Annotated in this window: 15 protein-coding genes and 1 other annotated feature; of the genes, 14 read left to right on the top strand and 1 reads right to left on the bottom strand. The window is 38.7% G+C overall.

What is annotated here, in order from left to right; translation table 11 throughout:
• The 3 genes from GZA11_RS05630 to ysxE form a co-directional block, all read left to right on the top strand.
• Window positions 1-258 (top strand): group II intron maturase-specific domain-containing protein (locus GZA11_RS05630; RefSeq protein ID WP_328822032.1); only part of this gene is annotated, 258 nt, incomplete at its 5' end.
• Window positions 259-472: 214 nt separating this feature from the next.
• A complete protein-coding gene (gene spoVID, locus GZA11_RS05635; protein ID WP_268926755.1) occupies window positions 473-1,621 on the top strand; it encodes a stage VI sporulation protein D in 1,149 nt (382 codons plus the stop codon).
• 97 nt (window positions 1,622-1,718) lie between these two features.
• The gene (gene ysxE / locus GZA11_RS05640) at window positions 1,719-2,771 is read left to right on the top strand and encodes a spore coat protein YsxE (protein WP_038536527.1); all 1,053 of its coding nucleotides are present in this window, start codon (window positions 1,719-1,721) and stop codon (window positions 2,769-2,771) included.
• A gap of 21 nt (window positions 2,772-2,792) precedes the next feature.
• On the opposite strand, the gene GZA11_RS05645 is transcribed toward ysxE, so the two are convergent.
• Window positions 2,793-2,981, bottom strand: a complete 189-nt coding sequence (locus GZA11_RS05645) for a hypothetical protein (protein WP_038541838.1) — start codon at window positions 2,979-2,981, stop codon at window positions 2,793-2,795.
• 154 nt (window positions 2,982-3,135) lie between these two features.
• Window positions 3,136-3,364: a binding site (T-box leader), on the top strand.
• Window positions 3,365-3,462: 98 nt separating this feature from the next.
• Between GZA11_RS05645 and GZA11_RS05650 the strand changes: the two genes are divergently transcribed.
• From GZA11_RS05650 to minC, 11 genes are all read left to right on the top strand, one after another.
• Entirely contained in the window at window positions 3,463-6,108 is a 2,646-nt protein-coding gene (locus tag GZA11_RS05650; RefSeq protein ID WP_163183179.1) for a valine--tRNA ligase, read from the top strand.
• 73 nt (window positions 6,109-6,181) lie between these two features.
• The gene (locus GZA11_RS05655; protein WP_163183180.1) at window positions 6,182-7,504 is read left to right on the top strand and encodes a bifunctional folylpolyglutamate synthase/dihydrofolate synthase; all 1,323 of its coding nucleotides are present in this window, start codon (window positions 6,182-6,184) and stop codon (window positions 7,502-7,504) included.
• 73 nt (window positions 7,505-7,577) lie between these two features.
• Window positions 7,578-9,308 carry a sensor domain-containing diguanylate cyclase gene (locus GZA11_RS05660; RefSeq protein ID WP_328822033.1) on the top strand — a complete coding sequence of 577 codons (1,731 nt, stop codon included), beginning with the start codon at window positions 7,578-7,580 and terminating at the stop codon, window positions 9,306-9,308.
• A gap of 702 nt (window positions 9,309-10,010) precedes the next feature.
• On the top strand, window positions 10,011-10,763 hold the full coding sequence (locus tag GZA11_RS05665) for a prepilin peptidase (RefSeq protein WP_231314689.1): 753 nt from the start codon (window positions 10,011-10,013) through the stop codon (window positions 10,761-10,763).
• 259 nt (window positions 10,764-11,022) lie between these two features.
• A complete protein-coding gene (locus tag GZA11_RS05670) occupies window positions 11,023-12,102 on the top strand; it encodes an SPOR domain-containing protein (RefSeq protein ID WP_163183182.1) in 1,080 nt (359 codons plus the stop codon).
• Between the two features lie 226 nt (window positions 12,103-12,328).
• A complete protein-coding gene (locus GZA11_RS05675; protein ID WP_038541832.1) occupies window positions 12,329-12,901 on the top strand; it encodes a Maf family protein in 573 nt (190 codons plus the stop codon).
• 61 nt (window positions 12,902-12,962) lie between these two features.
• Window positions 12,963-13,634 (top strand): RadC family protein, encoded by a 672-nt coding sequence (gene radC / locus GZA11_RS05680; protein WP_038541830.1) that lies wholly within the window; start codon window positions 12,963-12,965, stop codon window positions 13,632-13,634.
• A gap of 178 nt (window positions 13,635-13,812) precedes the next feature.
• Window positions 13,813-14,835, top strand: a complete 1,023-nt coding sequence (locus GZA11_RS05685; protein ID WP_038536505.1) for a rod shape-determining protein — start codon at window positions 13,813-13,815, stop codon at window positions 14,833-14,835.
• 21 nt (window positions 14,836-14,856) lie between these two features.
• The gene (gene mreC, locus GZA11_RS05690; protein ID WP_038536504.1) at window positions 14,857-15,738 is read left to right on the top strand and encodes a rod shape-determining protein MreC; all 882 of its coding nucleotides are present in this window, start codon (window positions 14,857-14,859) and stop codon (window positions 15,736-15,738) included.
• The gene (mreD, locus tag GZA11_RS05695; protein ID WP_038536502.1) at window positions 15,735-16,250 is read left to right on the top strand and encodes a rod shape-determining protein MreD; all 516 of its coding nucleotides are present in this window, start codon (window positions 15,735-15,737) and stop codon (window positions 16,248-16,250) included. The genes mreC and mreD overlap by 4 nt, the downstream gene beginning before the upstream one ends.
• A 191-nt stretch (window positions 16,251-16,441) precedes the next feature.
• Entirely contained in the window at window positions 16,442-17,122 is a 681-nt protein-coding gene (minC, locus tag GZA11_RS05700; protein ID WP_038536500.1) for a septum site-determining protein MinC, read from the top strand.
• Window position 17,123: the final 1 nt, after the last annotated feature.

Genomic DNA, 17,123 nt, shown 5'->3' on the forward strand with positions numbered 1-17,123 from the left:
AAAGAATTTGATGAATGGATTAGACGAAGGCTTCGGATGTGTTTGTGGAAAGAATGGAAAACCCCGAAAACAAGAATTCGGAAACTCAGAGGATTAGGGGTTCCAAGCCATAAAGCATTAGAATGGGGCAATACACGCAAGAAATATTGGCGGATTGCCTGCATTCCCATTCTACACAAAACCCTCGACAACTCCTATTGGAAGAGTCGAGGGTTAAGAAGTCTATTCGAAAGATATCAAGAGCTACGTCAAACTTAATTGAACCGCCGTATACCGAACGGTACGTACGGTGGTGTGAGAGGTCGGGGGTTAGTCACCCCCTCCTAATCGATTTCCTCTTTTCTAATTCCTCTTTTTTATCATAATTAAAAAATTTCCTTCATAGAGTGTAAGTGACATAGTGATTTGTTTAAAGGAAACGAAAGGAGGAGTCGCTTTGTCCCAGGAGAATCAATCGTACCTTCGATTTTCCGTGGAGGAGTCTTTGTGGTTTAGAAAAGGACAGGAAGTCGAAGAGCTCATTTCCATTTCTCTAGACCCTGATATTACCATCCAGGAAAATGATCAGTACGTCACTATACGAGGATCGTTGGAACTAACCGGTGAATATAACTGTTGCAAAGATGTGGAGGAAAGCGCTGAAGAAAAAGGATCTTCCCAAAAATTTGTTGAAAGTGTTTCAGAACGAGAAGAAGATGGGACGTGTGAGTTTACACATCGGTTTCCTGTTGATATAACGATTCCGAACAATCGTATTCAAAGTGTTTATGATATTGATGTCATCGTAGAGTCGTTTGATTATCATTTGCCCGAACGTAGCTGTTTAAAGCTCTCTGCAGAACTCGCGATAACAGGCCTTTATGGAACTGAACAAAAGCAGGAAGAAGAACTTGAACAATTAGAAGTGCTCGCCCGTGAAAGTAAAGAGGAGGAAGCGGAAGAAGTAAGTTATGAGCCGGCAGCCGATACGGCTCAAAGCACCGAAGAACTTCCCCTATTATTTGAGACCGAGGCCAGAAAACAACAAGAAGAAAAACCTGTTACCGAAGTATTTCCTAAATTGCCAACCTTCAGCTATCAACCACCTGATGATGAGGAGGAAGTGAAGGAGGAAGCGAAGGAGGAAGCTCCTCAACCAGCGTGGCTCTTCCAGGAATATCAGCAAACAGAAACACCTCCATCTTGGCAAATCCAAGAGTATGAACCACCAACGAACCCTCCTTCATGGAATCAGCCAGAAGCTAGAGAGAATGAGAATCAGTTTGAAGAAGAAATAGAAGAGTTCACGGAAGAATCAGCCTCCCAATTAGAAGTTGAGGTTGAAGCACAGGAAGACAGTGTGGAAAGTGCCTCTTCAGAGGATTCGCCCAAGCAGGAAAAGAAGAAGTTTGGTAAAAAGAAAACAATGACACTGACGGAATTTTTTGCTAGAAAGGATGAAGGAACATCTAAAACGAGGCTAAGGGTATGTATCGTTCAAAAAGGGGATACAGTAGAAAGCCTTGCTGAACGATATGAAGTTTCTACGCAAAGTCTCCTCCGTGTTAATAATCTCGAACCAACACAGGATGTATATGAAGGCCAGGTATTGTATGTACCAGCAGCTTTAACTAAAAAATAATGTTTCATTGAAGTTGAGCGGGTTTCACGAAGGCCTGCTCAGCTTCATTTATAGGGGAAGCGTCATGGTCTTTCCAAAGAAAGAGAGTTGACTTTAAATGAATACTCATAATCAACTGGAAGCCCTGTCTCCGATTTTAAAAAATTATCATGTGGAACCGCATTTCGTGGAGGACTTTGGAAGTGTCAAAAAAATTTATTCAAGCAAAGGAATCTTTGCTTTGAAAAAAATTATCCCCTCTGTCGGAACTGATTTTATTCGCCATGTTCATGATCTATACCAAAAAGGCTTTAATCGGATCGTTCCGATCTATCCTACAATGGACGGTCGGTATGCTGTCCTTCATGATCAATTTCTTTATTATCTCATGCCTTGGATAGCCAATGAACAAAAAGAGAATCGGCAGCAGCAAAACCAGCAATTATTTCGTGAATTGGCAAGGCTTCATACATTATCCGCAAAAGAAATTCCCATAAATAAAGAAGAGCGCACGGTGCATTATGAAAGTACGATTGGACAGATTGAAAAACATGAGGAATTTTTAGACGGATTTATGGATGTTTGTGAAAGTAAGACATATATGTCACCTTTCGAGCTATTATTTTGCTTGTACTACAATCAGATAAAATTGGCACTTGGCTATTCAAAAACTAAATTAGACGAATGGTATGAATTGACAAAGAATGAAGAAAAGGCTCGTATGGTCGTTGTCCATGGAAAACTGTCCTCTGAGCATTTTTTATATGACGAAAGAGGGTACGGATTTTTTATCAATTTTGAAAATGCTCGATATGGCTCGCCAATACATGACTTGCTTCCATATATATATCGGGCATTAAATACAAATCCGAAACGGAATGATCAAGTGGTTGATTGCATTTGTCATTACTTGAAGTATTTCCCTTTTAAAGATGAAGAAAAATTACTATTCCACAGCTATTTGGCTTATCCGATTCCGATTATTCAAGTGGCTGAAAAATACTACCGAAAGCAAAGACCAAGGAATGAATTGAAGTTTGTCCGTCAACTGCAGCAACGATATTGGCATTTAACAAACACCGAGTTTGTTGTATCACAATTGGCGAAAATTGAGGCTCAGCAGCAAGCTGAGATTCAGGCAGCGGAGGAAGCGAAAGAAGGAGCCCAGTAGCAATAACGTTCAAAAGGGCTCCTAAATCACTTCTAAATAGATCGATGCAGCAATTACAATAAAGACCGTTAATAATAAAACATCAAAGACAGTAGGCAAAAAGAGCGTTCGCAGTAACTGAAAAATGGTAAAAGGAATAATTAATTGAGAGGCCATTTTTCGAAACGTCTGAAACCAGGGACGGTATTTAAATTTATGGAAATGTTTCACTAAAATCCCACCTTCCATTTGCCTATATTTATATGTATATTTCTGCAAATTGTGAACTTCAGTAAAAGGATACATAGTATAAAGTAAAAGAAATTTGGTTATCATGATTGACGTCAATCCCCTTTTTTGGGTACTATATTTGTATAATTAAAAATTACAAGCGAAGACAGGGAAGAGTACGATGCCATCCTGCTTTTAGAGAGGGAAATCAATAGCTGAAAGATTTCCTAAGAGGAACATCGGAAGGTCGCCCATGAGCTTCTTCTGTGAACAGGTTTATGCCCTAATAGCAGAAGACGGATAAAATCCGTTATCTTATTTGAGAGCCAATCATTAGATTGGAAAAAAGGTGGTACCGCGAATCAACTCCATTCGTCCTTTTATGACGACTGGAGTTTTTTTATTTATTTCGAGAAATGCCTAGCGCAAGAATTTCATATTTACTTGGTACCTAGTGTGAAATAAAAGGAGGCAATTTTAGATGGAAACTAAAGAAATAACAATGCCTACCAAATACGACCCGCAATCCATTGAAAGAGGGCGTTATGAATGGTGGCTGCAAGGAAAGTTTTTTGAAGCAAAAGATGATGAAGGAAAACAGCCATATACAGTCGTTATCCCGCCGCCAAACGTTACTGGGAAACTCCACCTTGGTCATGCATGGGATACGACCCTTCAAGACATTATTACTCGCATGAAGCGGATGCAAGGCTATGACGTTCTTTGGCTTCCGGGTATGGATCATGCTGGAATTGCGACACAGGCGAAGGTGGAAGAAAAACTTCGCAAAGAAGGAAAAAGTCGTTATGATCTTGGGCGAGAAAAGTTCGTCGAGGAAACATGGAAATGGAAGGAAGAGTATGCTTCCCATATCCGAGAACAGTGGGCAAAGTTAGGATTGGGACTTGATTACTCCCGTGAGCGATTTACTCTTGATGAAGGCCTATCGAAAGCCGTTCGTGAGGTTTTTGTCACTCTTTATAAAAAAGGGTTGATCTATCGCGGCGAATATATCATTAACTGGGATCCATCCACTAAGACAGCCTTATCTGACATCGAGGTAATATATAAGGATGTTCAAGGTGCTCTCTATCATATGAAATATCCATTAGCGGATGGTTCTGGTTATATAGAAGTAGCAACAACACGTCCGGAAACAATGCTAGGCGATACAGCTGTTGCGGTTCATCCGGAAGATGAGCGCTATAAGCATTTAATTGGAAAGACTGTAAAGCTTCCGATTGTTGGCCGAGAAATCCCGATTGTTGGCGATGATTATGTTGATATGGAATTTGGATCTGGAGCAGTAAAAATCACCCCTGCTCATGACCCGAACGATTTTGAAATTGGGAACCGTCATAATCTTGAGCGTATCATCGTGATGAATGAAGATGGAACAATGAATGCCAATGCCGGTAAATACCAAGGGCTTGACCGTTTTGAATGTCGGAAACAGATCGTTAAGGATCTGCAGGAGCAAGGCATTTTGTTCAAGATTGAAGAGCATCTGCATTCCGTTGGCCATTCAGAGCGAAGTGGAGCGGTAGTTGAACCATATTTATCCACTCAATGGTTCGTTAAAATGAAGCCACTTGCTGAAGAGGCCATTGCCTTGCAGAACAAAGAAAATAAAGTAAACTTTGTTCCTGAGCGATTTGAAAAAACATACTTGCACTGGATGGAAAACATCCGTGACTGGTGTATTTCCAGACAGCTTTGGTGGGGCCACCGAATCCCAGCTTGGTATCATAAGGAAACCGGCGAGATTTATGTGGATCACGAACCACCAAGTGACTTGGAAAATTGGGAGCAGGATAAAGATGTATTGGATACGTGGTTTAGCTCGGCTCTTTGGCCATTCTCGACAATGGGCTGGCCGGATACCGAATCTAGCGATTACAAGCGCTACTTCCCTACAGATGTACTAGTTACAGGATACGACATCATTTTCTTCTGGGTATCAAGAATGATTTTCCAAAGCATTCAATTTACAGGAGAGCGTCCATTTAAAGATGTGTTGATCCATGGGCTTGTACGTGACGCGCAGGGACGCAAAATGAGTAAGTCGCTTGGCAACGGGGTTGACCCGATGGATGTAATCGCTAAATATGGGGCAGATTCACTGCGCTATTTCTTATCTACTGGTACTTCACCAGGTCAGGATTTACGCTATAGCACAGAAAAAGTAGAAGCAACTTGGAACTTTGCCAATAAAATTTGGAACGCTTCTCGTTTTGCCTTGATGAATATGAACGGCCTCACCTATGAGGAAATCGATTTGAGTGGAGAAAAATCAGTAGCAGACAAATGGATTTTAACTCGCTTAAATGAGACGATTGACCATGTCACAAAGCTTTCCGAGCGTTATGAATTCGGTGAAGTGGGTCGCGCTCTCTACAACTTTATTTGGGATGACTTCTGTGATTGGTATATTGAGATGGCAAAACTTCCATTATACGGTGATGATGAGGCTGCGAAGAAGACGACTCGTTCGATTCTCGCTTATGTTCTTGATCAAACTATGCGCTTACTCCATCCATTTATGCCATTTATCACTGAGGAAATTTGGCAAAACCTTCCTCATTCAGGGGAGTCAATTACCGTGGCAAAATGGCCAGAGGTAAGACCAGAATTGTCTGATGAGGAAGCAGCACAGGAAATGAAGCTTCTAATGGAGATGATTCGTTCCGTACGTAATATTCGTGCTGAAGTGAACACACCAATGAGCAAAAAGATTAAAATGCTCGTTAAAGCTAAGGATGAAAAAGTGCTGGCATCTCTTGAAAAGAATCGCAGTTATATTGAGCGTTTCTGTAATCCGGAAGAATTGCAAATGGGCTTAAATATTGAAACACCTGAAAAAGCAATGACTGCGGTAATTACAGGGGTTGAAATTATTCTTCCACTTGAAGGTTTAATTAATATAGAAGAAGAAATAGCCCGTCTAGAAAAAGAATGGGATAAACTTAACAAAGAAGTGGAAAGAGTTCAAAAGAAATTAAGTAACGAAGGCTTTATTAAAAAAGCTCCAGAACATGTTGTTGCAGAAGAACGGGCTAAAGAGAAAGATTATCTTGAAAAGAGAAGCATCGTTGAGGCTCGTATTAAAGAATTAAAAGGGGAATAAGCAAGATTTAAGGCGAATCCGGCATTGGATTCGTCTTCCCTTTATGATTAATAAACCAAATGGGGTGTCATACATGTTTACTACCTATAAGGAAGCCCTTGAATGGATACATGGTAGATTGAGACTCGGTATTAAACCAGGTTTAAAGCGGATGGAGTGGATGATGGATAAGCTCGGGTCTCCGGAAAAAAAGCTTAAAGCGGTTCACATTGGTGGCACAAATGGGAAAGGTTCATCTGTTACTTATCTCCGCTCGATTTTTCAAGCAGGGGGATATACAGTTGGTACTTTTACCTCGCCTTATATCGAACAGTTCAATGAACGAATTAGTGTGAACGGAAGGCCAATCAGTGATCAGGAAATCCTTGACCTTACCAATATTATCTTGCCATTAGCGAATCAATTGGAAGAGAGCGAACTGGGCGGTCCAACAGAATTCGAAGTGATTACGGCGATGTCTTTCTATTATTTTGCCAACGTAAAAAAGGTTGATCTTGTTCTATATGAAGTAGGACTGGGTGGCCGCTTTGATTCTACTAATATCATTCACCCATTAGCATCGATCATTACGAACATTGGACTGGATCATACGAATATTCTCGGTACTACCTATGAGGAAATTGCCTTTGAAAAGGCGGGGATCATTAAAGAAAAGACACCGATTTTTACGGCAGTAAAACATCCAAAAGCAATAAACGTAATTGAACAACAAGCTGCTAAAATGGAGGCACCAATTTATCGCTTCAATAAAAATTTTACGATTCTTGATCATACTTCTCTGCCTAAGGGAGAGGTGTTTACATTACAAACGGAAACGAAAATGTTTGAAAAGCTGGAAATTAGTATGATCGGTCGGCATCAAACAGAAAATGCAGCACTTGCTGTTAGTGTTGCAGATTATTTAAACCAAGCCAACTACTTCGATGTATCCGAACAGACGATTCGTGAGGGCTTGAAAATGTCCTATTGGCCGGGAAGATTTGAAATTCTTTCTGATCAGCCTCTTGTCATTATGGATGGAGCCCATAATGAGGAGGGAGTCCAAGCATTGGTGGAGGAATTAACAAGTCGCTATTCGGATCGATTCATTCATGTGGTATTTGCTGCTTTAAAGGATAAAAAACTAGATGAAATGATTGCCAATCTCGACAAAGTGGCTGATCAAATCTCGTTTGTCAGCTTTGATTTTCCAAGGGCTGCTAAGGCAGAAGAACTCCTGAGAATGAGCCACTCGAAAAATAAAAAAGCAGCGCCGAATTGGCAGTCCTACCTGAAAGAAGTTATCGAGAATCTTCAGAAAGACGCCGTTTTAGTAATTACAGGATCGTTATATTTCATCTCTGAAGCAAAACCAACTGTATGCAAATATTTGAAAAGTAAGACTATTTCGTTGTGACAGGCTTACAAATATTTGATATAATGTTTTTATCTTGAATTAAAAGTAAGTTTCGGGAAAGAGGAGGAGCAAGGTGCAGGTTCATCCATATGTACAGAAACTCATTTATTTAATATGGTTGCTGATGGTACCAGCAGGCTTATGGGTTACATATCAAATCCATCCTCCGAAATTCTCGGGCAATTGGGTCGAACTTTTGGCATTTTTGCTATTAACCATTATTGTTGCTACGATGCCAATTGTCATTAATGAAACGTTTATCTTTCTTATTCAATGGGTGGCCTTGGCTACCTTTTTAAAGTTTGGTTTATTTGTAGAGATCATCTTTGCTCAAATTGCAGTCATTGCTTTAGTGTTAAAGCTAAAAATCTTGCAAAAGGGACAATTTTTTCGCCTGCCATTGAATTTGAACATGTTTTTTCTTGTCTCTTTTATTAGCGGAATGACCTATTATTGGCTTGGCGGTCATACAGGCCCAGAATTGGCTGAAGATTACAGTTCCCTATCTTTGGCAGTGGTATATGGTGGCCTATACTATTTGATCAATCAAGTGATTCTCGTTATTCACTTTAAGTATATTTATAAAAGAAAAGAACCGTTTTTCGGAAGCGATTTTGTTGTTGAAACAATTACGACTTTAATTACTCTTCCAATCGGGTTTATTTTTTATATTTTATTTAATGAAATAGGGCTATTATCTATATTATTTGTTGGTATTCCTTTTATAAGTTTATCTATTATCTTCATCCTCTATTATTCTAGTCAAAAAATAAATGACTACTTACAAAAAGCGGCAGAAATAGGACATCAGCTGGCGGAACGTTTGAATGTAGATGATGTTAAAAATATATTTTTACAAAAAGTGTGTGAAATGCTTCCTGTCGACTATGCCTATATTCTTGAAGTAATGACGCATAAGGATGAAAAGTATCTCCTCCTCTCCGGGGGCATTGAAGAAGGAGAAGTTAGAACTAAACCATTAATTCTGATAAGAAGATACGAGGGAATGAGCGGAAAAGTATGGGCAGAGCAAAATTCTCTTCTTCTAAATACGCGTAAAGAATGGACATACTCCCCATCATCCAGTTATATCCCTGAAGATGCGGAGAGTATGTTATGTGTTCCTATTATAAAAAGTAAAAAGGCCATTGGGGTACTGGTGCTTGCCTCAAAGAAAAAGCATGCCTATGAAAAAAGTCAACTGATGATCATTGAGGTTTTATGTTCTTATTTTGCAGTGGCCATGGAAAATGCGAAAAATTACGAACAAACAAAAATGCAAAGTGAACATTGTGCACTAACTAAGTTATATAATTTTCGTTATTTTCAAAATGTCTTAACGGAAGAATTTCAAAAACTATCTTCTTCCGAATTAAAATTCCTTTCATTAATCATTCTTGACATTGATCATTTTAAAAGCATAAACGATACTTACGGCCATCAAAGTGGAAATGAAATTTTAATAGAAATGGCCCAAAGGATTGAATCCCTTGTTGGTAAAAGGGGAACAGTGGCCCGTTATGGGGGAGAAGAATTTGTTATTTTACTTCCAAATGTTTCTAAAGCAGAGGCCGTTTCTTTGGCTGAGCTTATTCGACAATCTGTTGCTAATTGGCCGTTTATCCTACATCAAACGATTGTTAAAGAACCGCAACAGGTTAAGATCACCACTTCCATCGGTGTGGCAACCGCCCCAGAAGATGCTGAGGATGCTCAGTCATTAATTCGCCATGCGGATAGAGCCCTCTATGTTGGCGCAAAACGCGCTGGTAGGAACCGCGTGGCCGAGTATTCCACTTGTTGAGCGTAATTGCATAGGAAAGGCAGCCTGTTTATTAGGCTGCCTTTGTTTTATGAAATTTTTTCGACTTCAAGAAATGACTAGTACCAGCAATCTAGTTCCACCTTACACTCTTTCAAATGACTAATTTTTAACGATTCCTATTTGAAAATTGAAATGGGAAGGTTTCGGTGTATAAATACTGTATATCTTAAGCTCCATGCGTAGCTGACCAGTTCGAATGCTTCTTCGAACTTTTTTCCTGAATACGACACAAAAATTTAAAATTTTTATATTCCTTCTTCTTTCGTCATGTGCTAGAATACCTATGTGGTTTACTGAGTATTTTAAATTATTTAAAAATATTAATGAAGTATCAGAAAAAGAGAAGAAAATACTAGTAAAAAAATATTAAAATTTAATTAATTTGACTTTAAATAAATTGCTTTTTTTATTTTAGGAATGATTAAGTCGAATGATATTCGAATGTATTTTTTAATTAAGATTAAGCAGTAGATAATGGAGTAATATAAACTAACGTTATCATAAAAGATGCTCCTGCTCCAAAGAGGGAGACGAAGGAAGAGCCTGATTGCCCAAAAGAGATCTTAAAAGAAAGGTAGTTTAGAAGAAATTTTGAAAATAGATTAACTATTTGCTGTCGCGTCATTTTTTTAACTGCGACAGTTTTTTTAGTAATACATTGTTAAGAAGGGGAGGATTTTGTTGATATTTATTGATAGTCTTGTTTTCATCTACGGGCTCGTACTAGGTAGTTTTTTTAATGTAGTTGCGATTCGGTTATTAAATAAAGAATCACTTGCCTTTCCGCCTTCTCATTGCGTTCATTGTCAACACCGATTACATGCTTTAGATTTACTTCCTGTTATCAGTTATTTGTTTTTAAAAGGAAAATGTCGTTATTGTAAAGTATCAATTTCTCCACTATATCCATTCGGCGAGATATTAACAGCCTTCTCCATATTCTTCGTCTATAAATTAGTTGGCATATCATATGAATTGATCCCGTCCTTACTTTTAACAGGATTACTTGTTATTTCTGTTTTAACAGACATCCGTAAACAGCTGATTCTAGATGTGGTCACTTTTCCGATACTTGGAGGATTAGTCATAAGCCGCCTGTTTATTGGAACAGAACCTTTTTGGTATTATCTTCTCGGAGGTTTAGTTGGCTTTACCTTGCTATTATTCATTGCCATTGTCAGTAATGGAGGTATGGGCGGAGGAGATATTAAATTATACGCTGCAATTGGTGTGGCATTAGGTCCGAAGTTGACCTTAATGAGTCTCATCCTTGCGTCCTTTGTGGGAGCAATTGCAGGATTGTTGCTCATGATAATTGGAAAATTAAAACGTGGGCAGCCAATGGCCTTTGGTCCATATATTATGATTGGTTGTTTAATTAGCTATGGTTACGGCAATTTTTTATGGAATTGGTATATGACTTTTTTACTATAGAGATTGGATGATAAATTACTAGAAATTTTGTCAATTTGATAAATGAAAGTGAACTGGTAAAGTTTTGATAATTCTAGATTAATGAGACTATCCATTTCCTATTTGAAAATCCCTTTTATCCTATTGTGAAAATTGGTTCGGAATTAAGAAAAATTTGGCGAAACTCTATACTAACAAGACGACAAAAGTCTTGTTATTTTTTTTTCTTTATATGTTAGGATGAAAAATATTACTGTCGAATGAGAAAGGAGTACGAATGGTGGACAAGCCTAAAAAAGGGCAAACAATCACAATTAAATTAAATGGTGAGGACAAAAAGTTTCGCGAGGAACCTAATGATCATAAGCCAAAACCTATGAGCAAGCCTGCATCAAAAGTGGTAAAAATAAAGACGGATTTAACAGACAACGAAGTAATGAAAGAAACAGCTGCAGCAAAGGATCCTATTGATGATAGTTTTGACTGGATTATTCCTGAGTCAACCGATCATGATATTGAGGAATTTAAAATGACATCCTACCAATCCCCTAAGAAAAACATCAAGAAAAATTCAAAAATATCATTTCTGACCTTCTCCAAAACAAAAAATAGAAAAACAATAGGTGCCGTTTTCATTTCCGCATTTTTTGCTATTCTCATAGGAACTACTATTGGCTTTTTAATGCTGAAACTCGTAATCATCGATTCAGACGAGCAATCGAACCCCCAACCACAATCAACTATTGTAGAAAAGGAAACGGGAGGTAATGAGAATGAGCCAGTAAAGGACGTTTCAGCATCGATTCCAGAGCTTTCTACCTATATTATACAAGGAGGCGTTTTTTCTTCGAAAGAAGGGGCAGAGGAAACAGCGAAGGATATAAAGTCGAAAGGTATCCCTTACTCCATTGTAGAAATGGATGGGAAACATTATTTGTTGCTTGGTGTGGGAGATTCTCTGGAAACGGCGAAAGTAATTGTCTCAAAATATAAGGAAGACGGGGTGGAGGATGCTTTTGCAAAATCGCTATTGATTGATAAAAAGAATGTGTCAGGGATGAATGAAACGGAGCAGTCTTTTATTGAATCCGTCCCGACCATCTATCAAACAATTGCAACTGCTACTACATCCGGTTTCTCTAGTAATACCATTTCAGAAAAAGCTTTCAAAGAAATGACTAGCAAGGAAGAACAACTAAAAAAGAGCAGCATAGAAAACGAAAAGATAAAAAAAATTCAAAGTGAATTATTACGTGCAAATGAAAAAGTGAATGCCTTTCACAAATCAAAGGATACAAAAAATTTAAAAGAAGCAGAACAGCATTTGTTAAATTTCCTTTCTGTCTACTATTCCTTATAAACGAACACTCCAAGTTTCGCTATTTTCCGGGAAATTTATTTCCTAAGGGTCTACCATATTCAGGTGGACCCTTTTGTAATTCAACATTCGTCACTTTTTAATAAAAATTGCATAATTTGACAAATTTCTTCAAAATTTAAGGGTATAAAAATTGTTTGCTAGTCAGTTTTTTGATAGGATTAATTTGTATCTCCCTAATGTGTTACAAAGAAAGTATGGTGATGAAATGCAAAACCTCATATTAGCCTCTTCTTCTCCACGGCGAAAAGAACTTCTAGAAATTCTCCGTCTACCTTTCGCAGTATCAAGCAGTGATGTGGATGAAAGTTTTAACCCGGATCTTCCTCCTGAGGAAGTTGTTATGGAATTAGCGGATCGCAAGGCTCAGGCTGTTTTTCAGCAAAACAGGGATTCCTTTGTGATCGGGGCAGACACCATTGTCGTTAAGGATAACCACATCTTAGGAAAGCCAGCCAATGAGGCAGATGCTATTGAAATGTTGCGAAGTTTATCTGGTTGTCAACATGAAGTTTTTACAGGTGTATCCATTGTGTCTCCAACTAAATCAACAAAGTTTTACGAAAAAACAGAAGTTTGGTTTTGGGAGTTATCGGACGATGAAATACGGTCATATGTAAAAAGTGGCGAACCGTTAGATAAAGCAGGAGCATATGGCATACAACAACTTGGAAGCACGCTTGTCAAAAAAATAAATGGAGACTATTTTGCGGTTGTCGGCCTGCCCATTGCAAGAACAGTAAGAGAACTGAAGCGTCTGGGCTATCATTTACCGTATTAGGTGCGTTTGTTCACGAACTCCCACTAAAAAGGGAGGAAATACAGTGTCCATAAAAACTTTAATGATACGTGATTTCCCTCAGGATGAACGGCCGAGGGAACGTTTTAAGAAACATGGCCCGCAAAGCTTGTCCAATCATGAATTGATCGCCATTCTACTACGCACAGGGACAAAGGATGAATCGGTGCTCGAATTATCAAATCGGTTATTGACCCATTTTGAGGGACTAAGACTATTAAAATCGGCAACATTGGAAGAAATCACAGAAATTAAAGGGATTGGTTTGGCAAAAGCCATACAAATTTTGGCTGCAGTTGAGATCGGAAGAAGAATTGCTAATTTATCTTTTTCCGATCGGTATGTGATCCGATCGCCGGAGGATGGGGCCAATTATGTAATGAATGATATGCGATTTTTAACCCAGGAACATTTTGTATGCTTATATTTAAACACAAAAAACCAAGTCATTCACAAACAGACAGTATTTATTGGAAGTCTTAATGCTTCGATTGTTCACCCGCGTGAAGTGTTTCGCGAGGCATTAAAACGTTCTGCCGCATCAATAATAGCTATTCATAATCATCCCTCCGGAGATCCCACGCCAAGCCGGGAAGATATTGAGGTGACAAAGAGGCTGGCAGAGTGTGGGAAGATCCTTGGAATTGACCTACTCGACCATCTCATCATTGGTGAAAATAAATTTGTTTCTTTAAAAGAAAAAGGATATATATGATGTATTGTTTTTATTTGACGTTACGATATAATATTGTTTATGATTTTTTAGGACTGATTACTCAAAATAACTATAAAACTTATGATTAATTGATACAGAAGTCAACAGTTTATCTTTTTGAACTTAACCTGTTAATGAAGTTAGTGCATTTCGTAGCAAGAAAGGGAGATACAACACTATGTTTGGAATTGGAACAAAGGATCTTGGCATAGATTTGGGAACCGCCAATACGCTAGTATTTGTGAAAGGAAAAGGAATTGTTTTAAGAGAACCATCGGTAGTTGCGCTACAAACAGACACGAAGCAAATTGTGGCTGTTGGAAATGAGGCCAAAAATATGATTGGCCGGACTCCTGGAAATGTTGTTGCTATGCGTCCGATGAAGGATGGCGTCATTGCTGACTTTGAAACAACCGCCATAATGATGAAACACTTAATTAAAGAAGCACAAAAAAATAAGGGATTCTTTTCCGGGAAGCCTTCTATCATGGTCTGTGTTCCATCCGGCATCACTGCGGTAGAGGAACGGGCTGTCATTGATGCGACTCGACAAGCTGGAGCCAAAGATGCGTACACAATTGAAGAACCTTTTGCGGCAGCGATAGGAGCCAATCTTCCTGTGTGGGAGCCAACAGGAAGCATGGTTGTTGACATTGGCGGCGGAACGACAGAGGTCGCAATTATTTCTTTAGGCGGTATTGTAACAAGCCAGTCGATTCGTGTAGCAGGGGACGAAATGGATGAAGCAATCATTCAATATATTCGTAAAAACTATAATTTAATGATTGGGGACCGAACTGCTGAATTGATTAAAATGGAAATTGGTTCCGCTGGTACACCTGAAGGAATCGACAACATGGAAATCCGAGGTCGCGATTTATTAACAGGTCTTCCAAAGACAATTGAAATTACAGCAAAAGAAATTGCAACAGCTTTAAATGATACGGTTTATGCAATTGTGGAAGCTGTAAAGAATACGCTAGAAAAAACACCACCGGAATTGGCAGCAGATATTATGGACCGCGGTATCGTCCTTACTGGGGGCGGCGCGTTATTGCGGAACTTGGATAAGGTTATCAGTGAAGAAACGAAAATGCCTGTGCTCATTGCTGAAAACCCGCTAGATTGCGTGGCCATTGGGACTGGAAAGGCATTAGACCATATTCACTTATTTAAAAACAAAGCAAAAGAATCTCGATAGAAAAAATAGAGGTGTAATATCATGCCACAGTTCTTTTTGAATAAACGTCTGATTATTTTGCTCGTCAGCATTATTGTTCTCGTGGCATTGATTGGGTTTTCTTTAAGGGATAGGAGTAAACTAACTTGGCCGGAGCAGTTTGTTAGGGACACAACCGGCTGGTTTCAATCCCTGGTTTCAAGGCCTGCCAATTATTTAGCAGGCTTTTTTGAAAATCTCCAGGATTTGCAAAATACATATGAAGAGAATGAAGAATTAAAAACACGGGTTGAAAAAATTGCTAGTCTTGAAGCGGAAATTCAAGAATTGAAAAAAGACAATAAGGAATTGCGTGACGTTCTCGATGCAAAACAAACCTTGAGAGATTTTGAACCACTTCCGGCTACAGTAATCGGCAGAAATCCTGATCGTTGGCATGAAATAATGATAATAAATAAGGGTAAAACAGATGGAATAGAGAAAAACATGGCGGTGGTAACAGCCACCGGCTTGGTGGGGAAAGTAAAAAGCGTTAACCAATTCAGCTCCACTGTCCAGCTATTGAGTGCTATGGATCCAAAAAACCGGATCTCAGCTGTCATTCAAGGGGAAAAAGATGTATATGGCTTTGTTCAGGGCTTTGATGCCAAGAAGAAGCTATTGATGGTAAAGGCGATACCATCTAGTGAAAAAATAGAAAAGGGTCAAACCGTTATTACCTCTGGTATGGGCGGCGTGTTTCCGAAAGGGTTGATAATCGGAAAAGTAGAAGAAGTGAAGCCTGACCAGTATGGGCTTAATCAAACGGCACTTATTAAGCCTGGAGCAGATTTTTATGATATTGAAAATGTTATCGTTATTAAACGGTTAATGACACAACCGGATAGGAGTGCCATGAAAGCTGGGAAGGAGGAGGAGCTATGAAAAAATTCCTTCTTCCTCTTTTGTTTTTGTTACTGTTTATTTTAGAAAGTTTGTTTGTTCAGTTTTTACCATCTGACTTATTTGGAAGTCGTGTCCTTGTCCCTCGCTTTTTATTCTCGGCTCTTCTTTTATTAACAATTTATGTGGGGAAGAAACAAGGAATTATTTATGGAGCTATTTTTGGCCTGCTCGTTGACGTTGTCTACATCGAAGTCATCGGTATTTATTTTTTCTTGTTTCCATTTGTTTGCTATTTGATTTCAAAAGTGATGCAAGTTATGCAGTCTAACATCGTCGTTGTCTTTCTTGCCACCTTATTTGGAATTGCCTTGCTTGAAGTGGGCGTATATGAGATGAATTTTCTCATACATGTAACAGCCCTTGATTTTATGACTTTTATTAATTTGCGCTTTTATCCTACTTTGATACTAAATGCCATCTTTATCCTTGTTGCTCTGTACCCATTAAAACGGCAGTTTGAAAAATATGCTGTAGCTTTACGGGATGAATGATATGATGAAAATATAAGCAATCGTCATTTACGATTGCTTTCCTTATCATTCGATCCTTTGAGAAAGCTTTTTTGAAAAAGAGGAGAATGTACGCTTCATGTCGAAATTTATGTAAGATAGCGTGTGTTTTTAAACAGGAATTTGTGAACTATTTAGGAAATGCTTTTTTATTTTGAGGTGAAAAATTCTCCATGAAAAAACGTCAAAATGTTACAATAAAAGGAACAAAGGGCGGCCTTGTTCTTCAACTTGATGACAATTGTTCTTACGAAGAGCTTAAGAAGGAACTAGATCAAAAACTTTCAGCCAATCAGCTGTCAAAAGAGGAGCGGCACTTAATTCCTGTCAGGGTGGATGTCGGCAATCGATATATTACAGAAGAGCAGCGGGAAGAGCTGAAGAATTTAATTCATCAAAAGAAAAATTTAGTTGTTGAAGAAATTGAATCAAATGTGATTACAATAGATGAAGCCCTTCGGCTTAAGCAAGAAACAGAGGTTATTACAGTCTCAAGAATTGTTCGTTCTGGTCAGGTTCTTAGAGTACCTGGAGATTTATTGTTGATCGGCGATGTGAATCCTGGGGGAACGGTTATTGCGGGCGGCAATATTTTTATTATGGGTGTATTAAAGGGAATAGCCCATGCTGGTTGTTTTGGGAATGAGGAGGCTGTCATTGCTGCTTCCAGTATGAAGCCCTCACAGCTTCGTATAGCTGAACAGATCAATCGGGCGCCGGATGAGGTTGTAAAAAAAGAAAACCGCGAGATGGAATGTGCTTACATAGATGAAAACCAACAAATTATCATTGATAGATTACAAGCTTTAATTCAATTAAGGCCTAGTTTAACGAGATTAGAAGGGGGACATTAAA

The sequence above is a fragment of the Neobacillus sedimentimangrovi genome (assembly GCF_010614825.1).
Classification (GTDB): Bacteria; Bacillota; Bacilli; order Bacillales; family Cytobacillaceae; genus Neobacillus; species Neobacillus thermocopriae.

Coding starts and splice junctions, on each gene's coding strand:
- ysxE (WP_038536527.1), top strand. CDS start 1,719: ATGAATACTCATAATCAACTGGAAGCCCTGTCTCCGATTTTAAAAAAT.
- GZA11_RS05685 (WP_038536505.1), top strand. CDS start 13,813: ATGTTTGGAATTGGAACAAAGGATCTTGGCATAGATTTGGGAACCGCC.
- mreD (WP_038536502.1), top strand. CDS start 15,735: ATGAAAAAATTCCTTCTTCCTCTTTTGTTTTTGTTACTGTTTATTTTA.
- GZA11_RS05655 (WP_163183180.1), top strand. CDS start 6,182: ATGTTTACTACCTATAAGGAAGCCCTTGAATGGATACATGGTAGATTG.
- radC (WP_038541830.1), top strand. CDS start 12,963: ATGATACGTGATTTCCCTCAGGATGAACGGCCGAGGGAACGTTTTAAG.
- minC (WP_038536500.1), top strand. CDS start 16,442: ATGAAAAAACGTCAAAATGTTACAATAAAAGGAACAAAGGGCGGCCTT.
- GZA11_RS05650 (WP_163183179.1), top strand. CDS start 3,463: ATGGAAACTAAAGAAATAACAATGCCTACCAAATACGACCCGCAATCC.
- GZA11_RS05675 (WP_038541832.1), top strand. CDS start 12,329: ATGCAAAACCTCATATTAGCCTCTTCTTCTCCACGGCGAAAAGAACTT.
- mreC (WP_038536504.1), top strand. CDS start 14,857: ATGCCACAGTTCTTTTTGAATAAACGTCTGATTATTTTGCTCGTCAGC.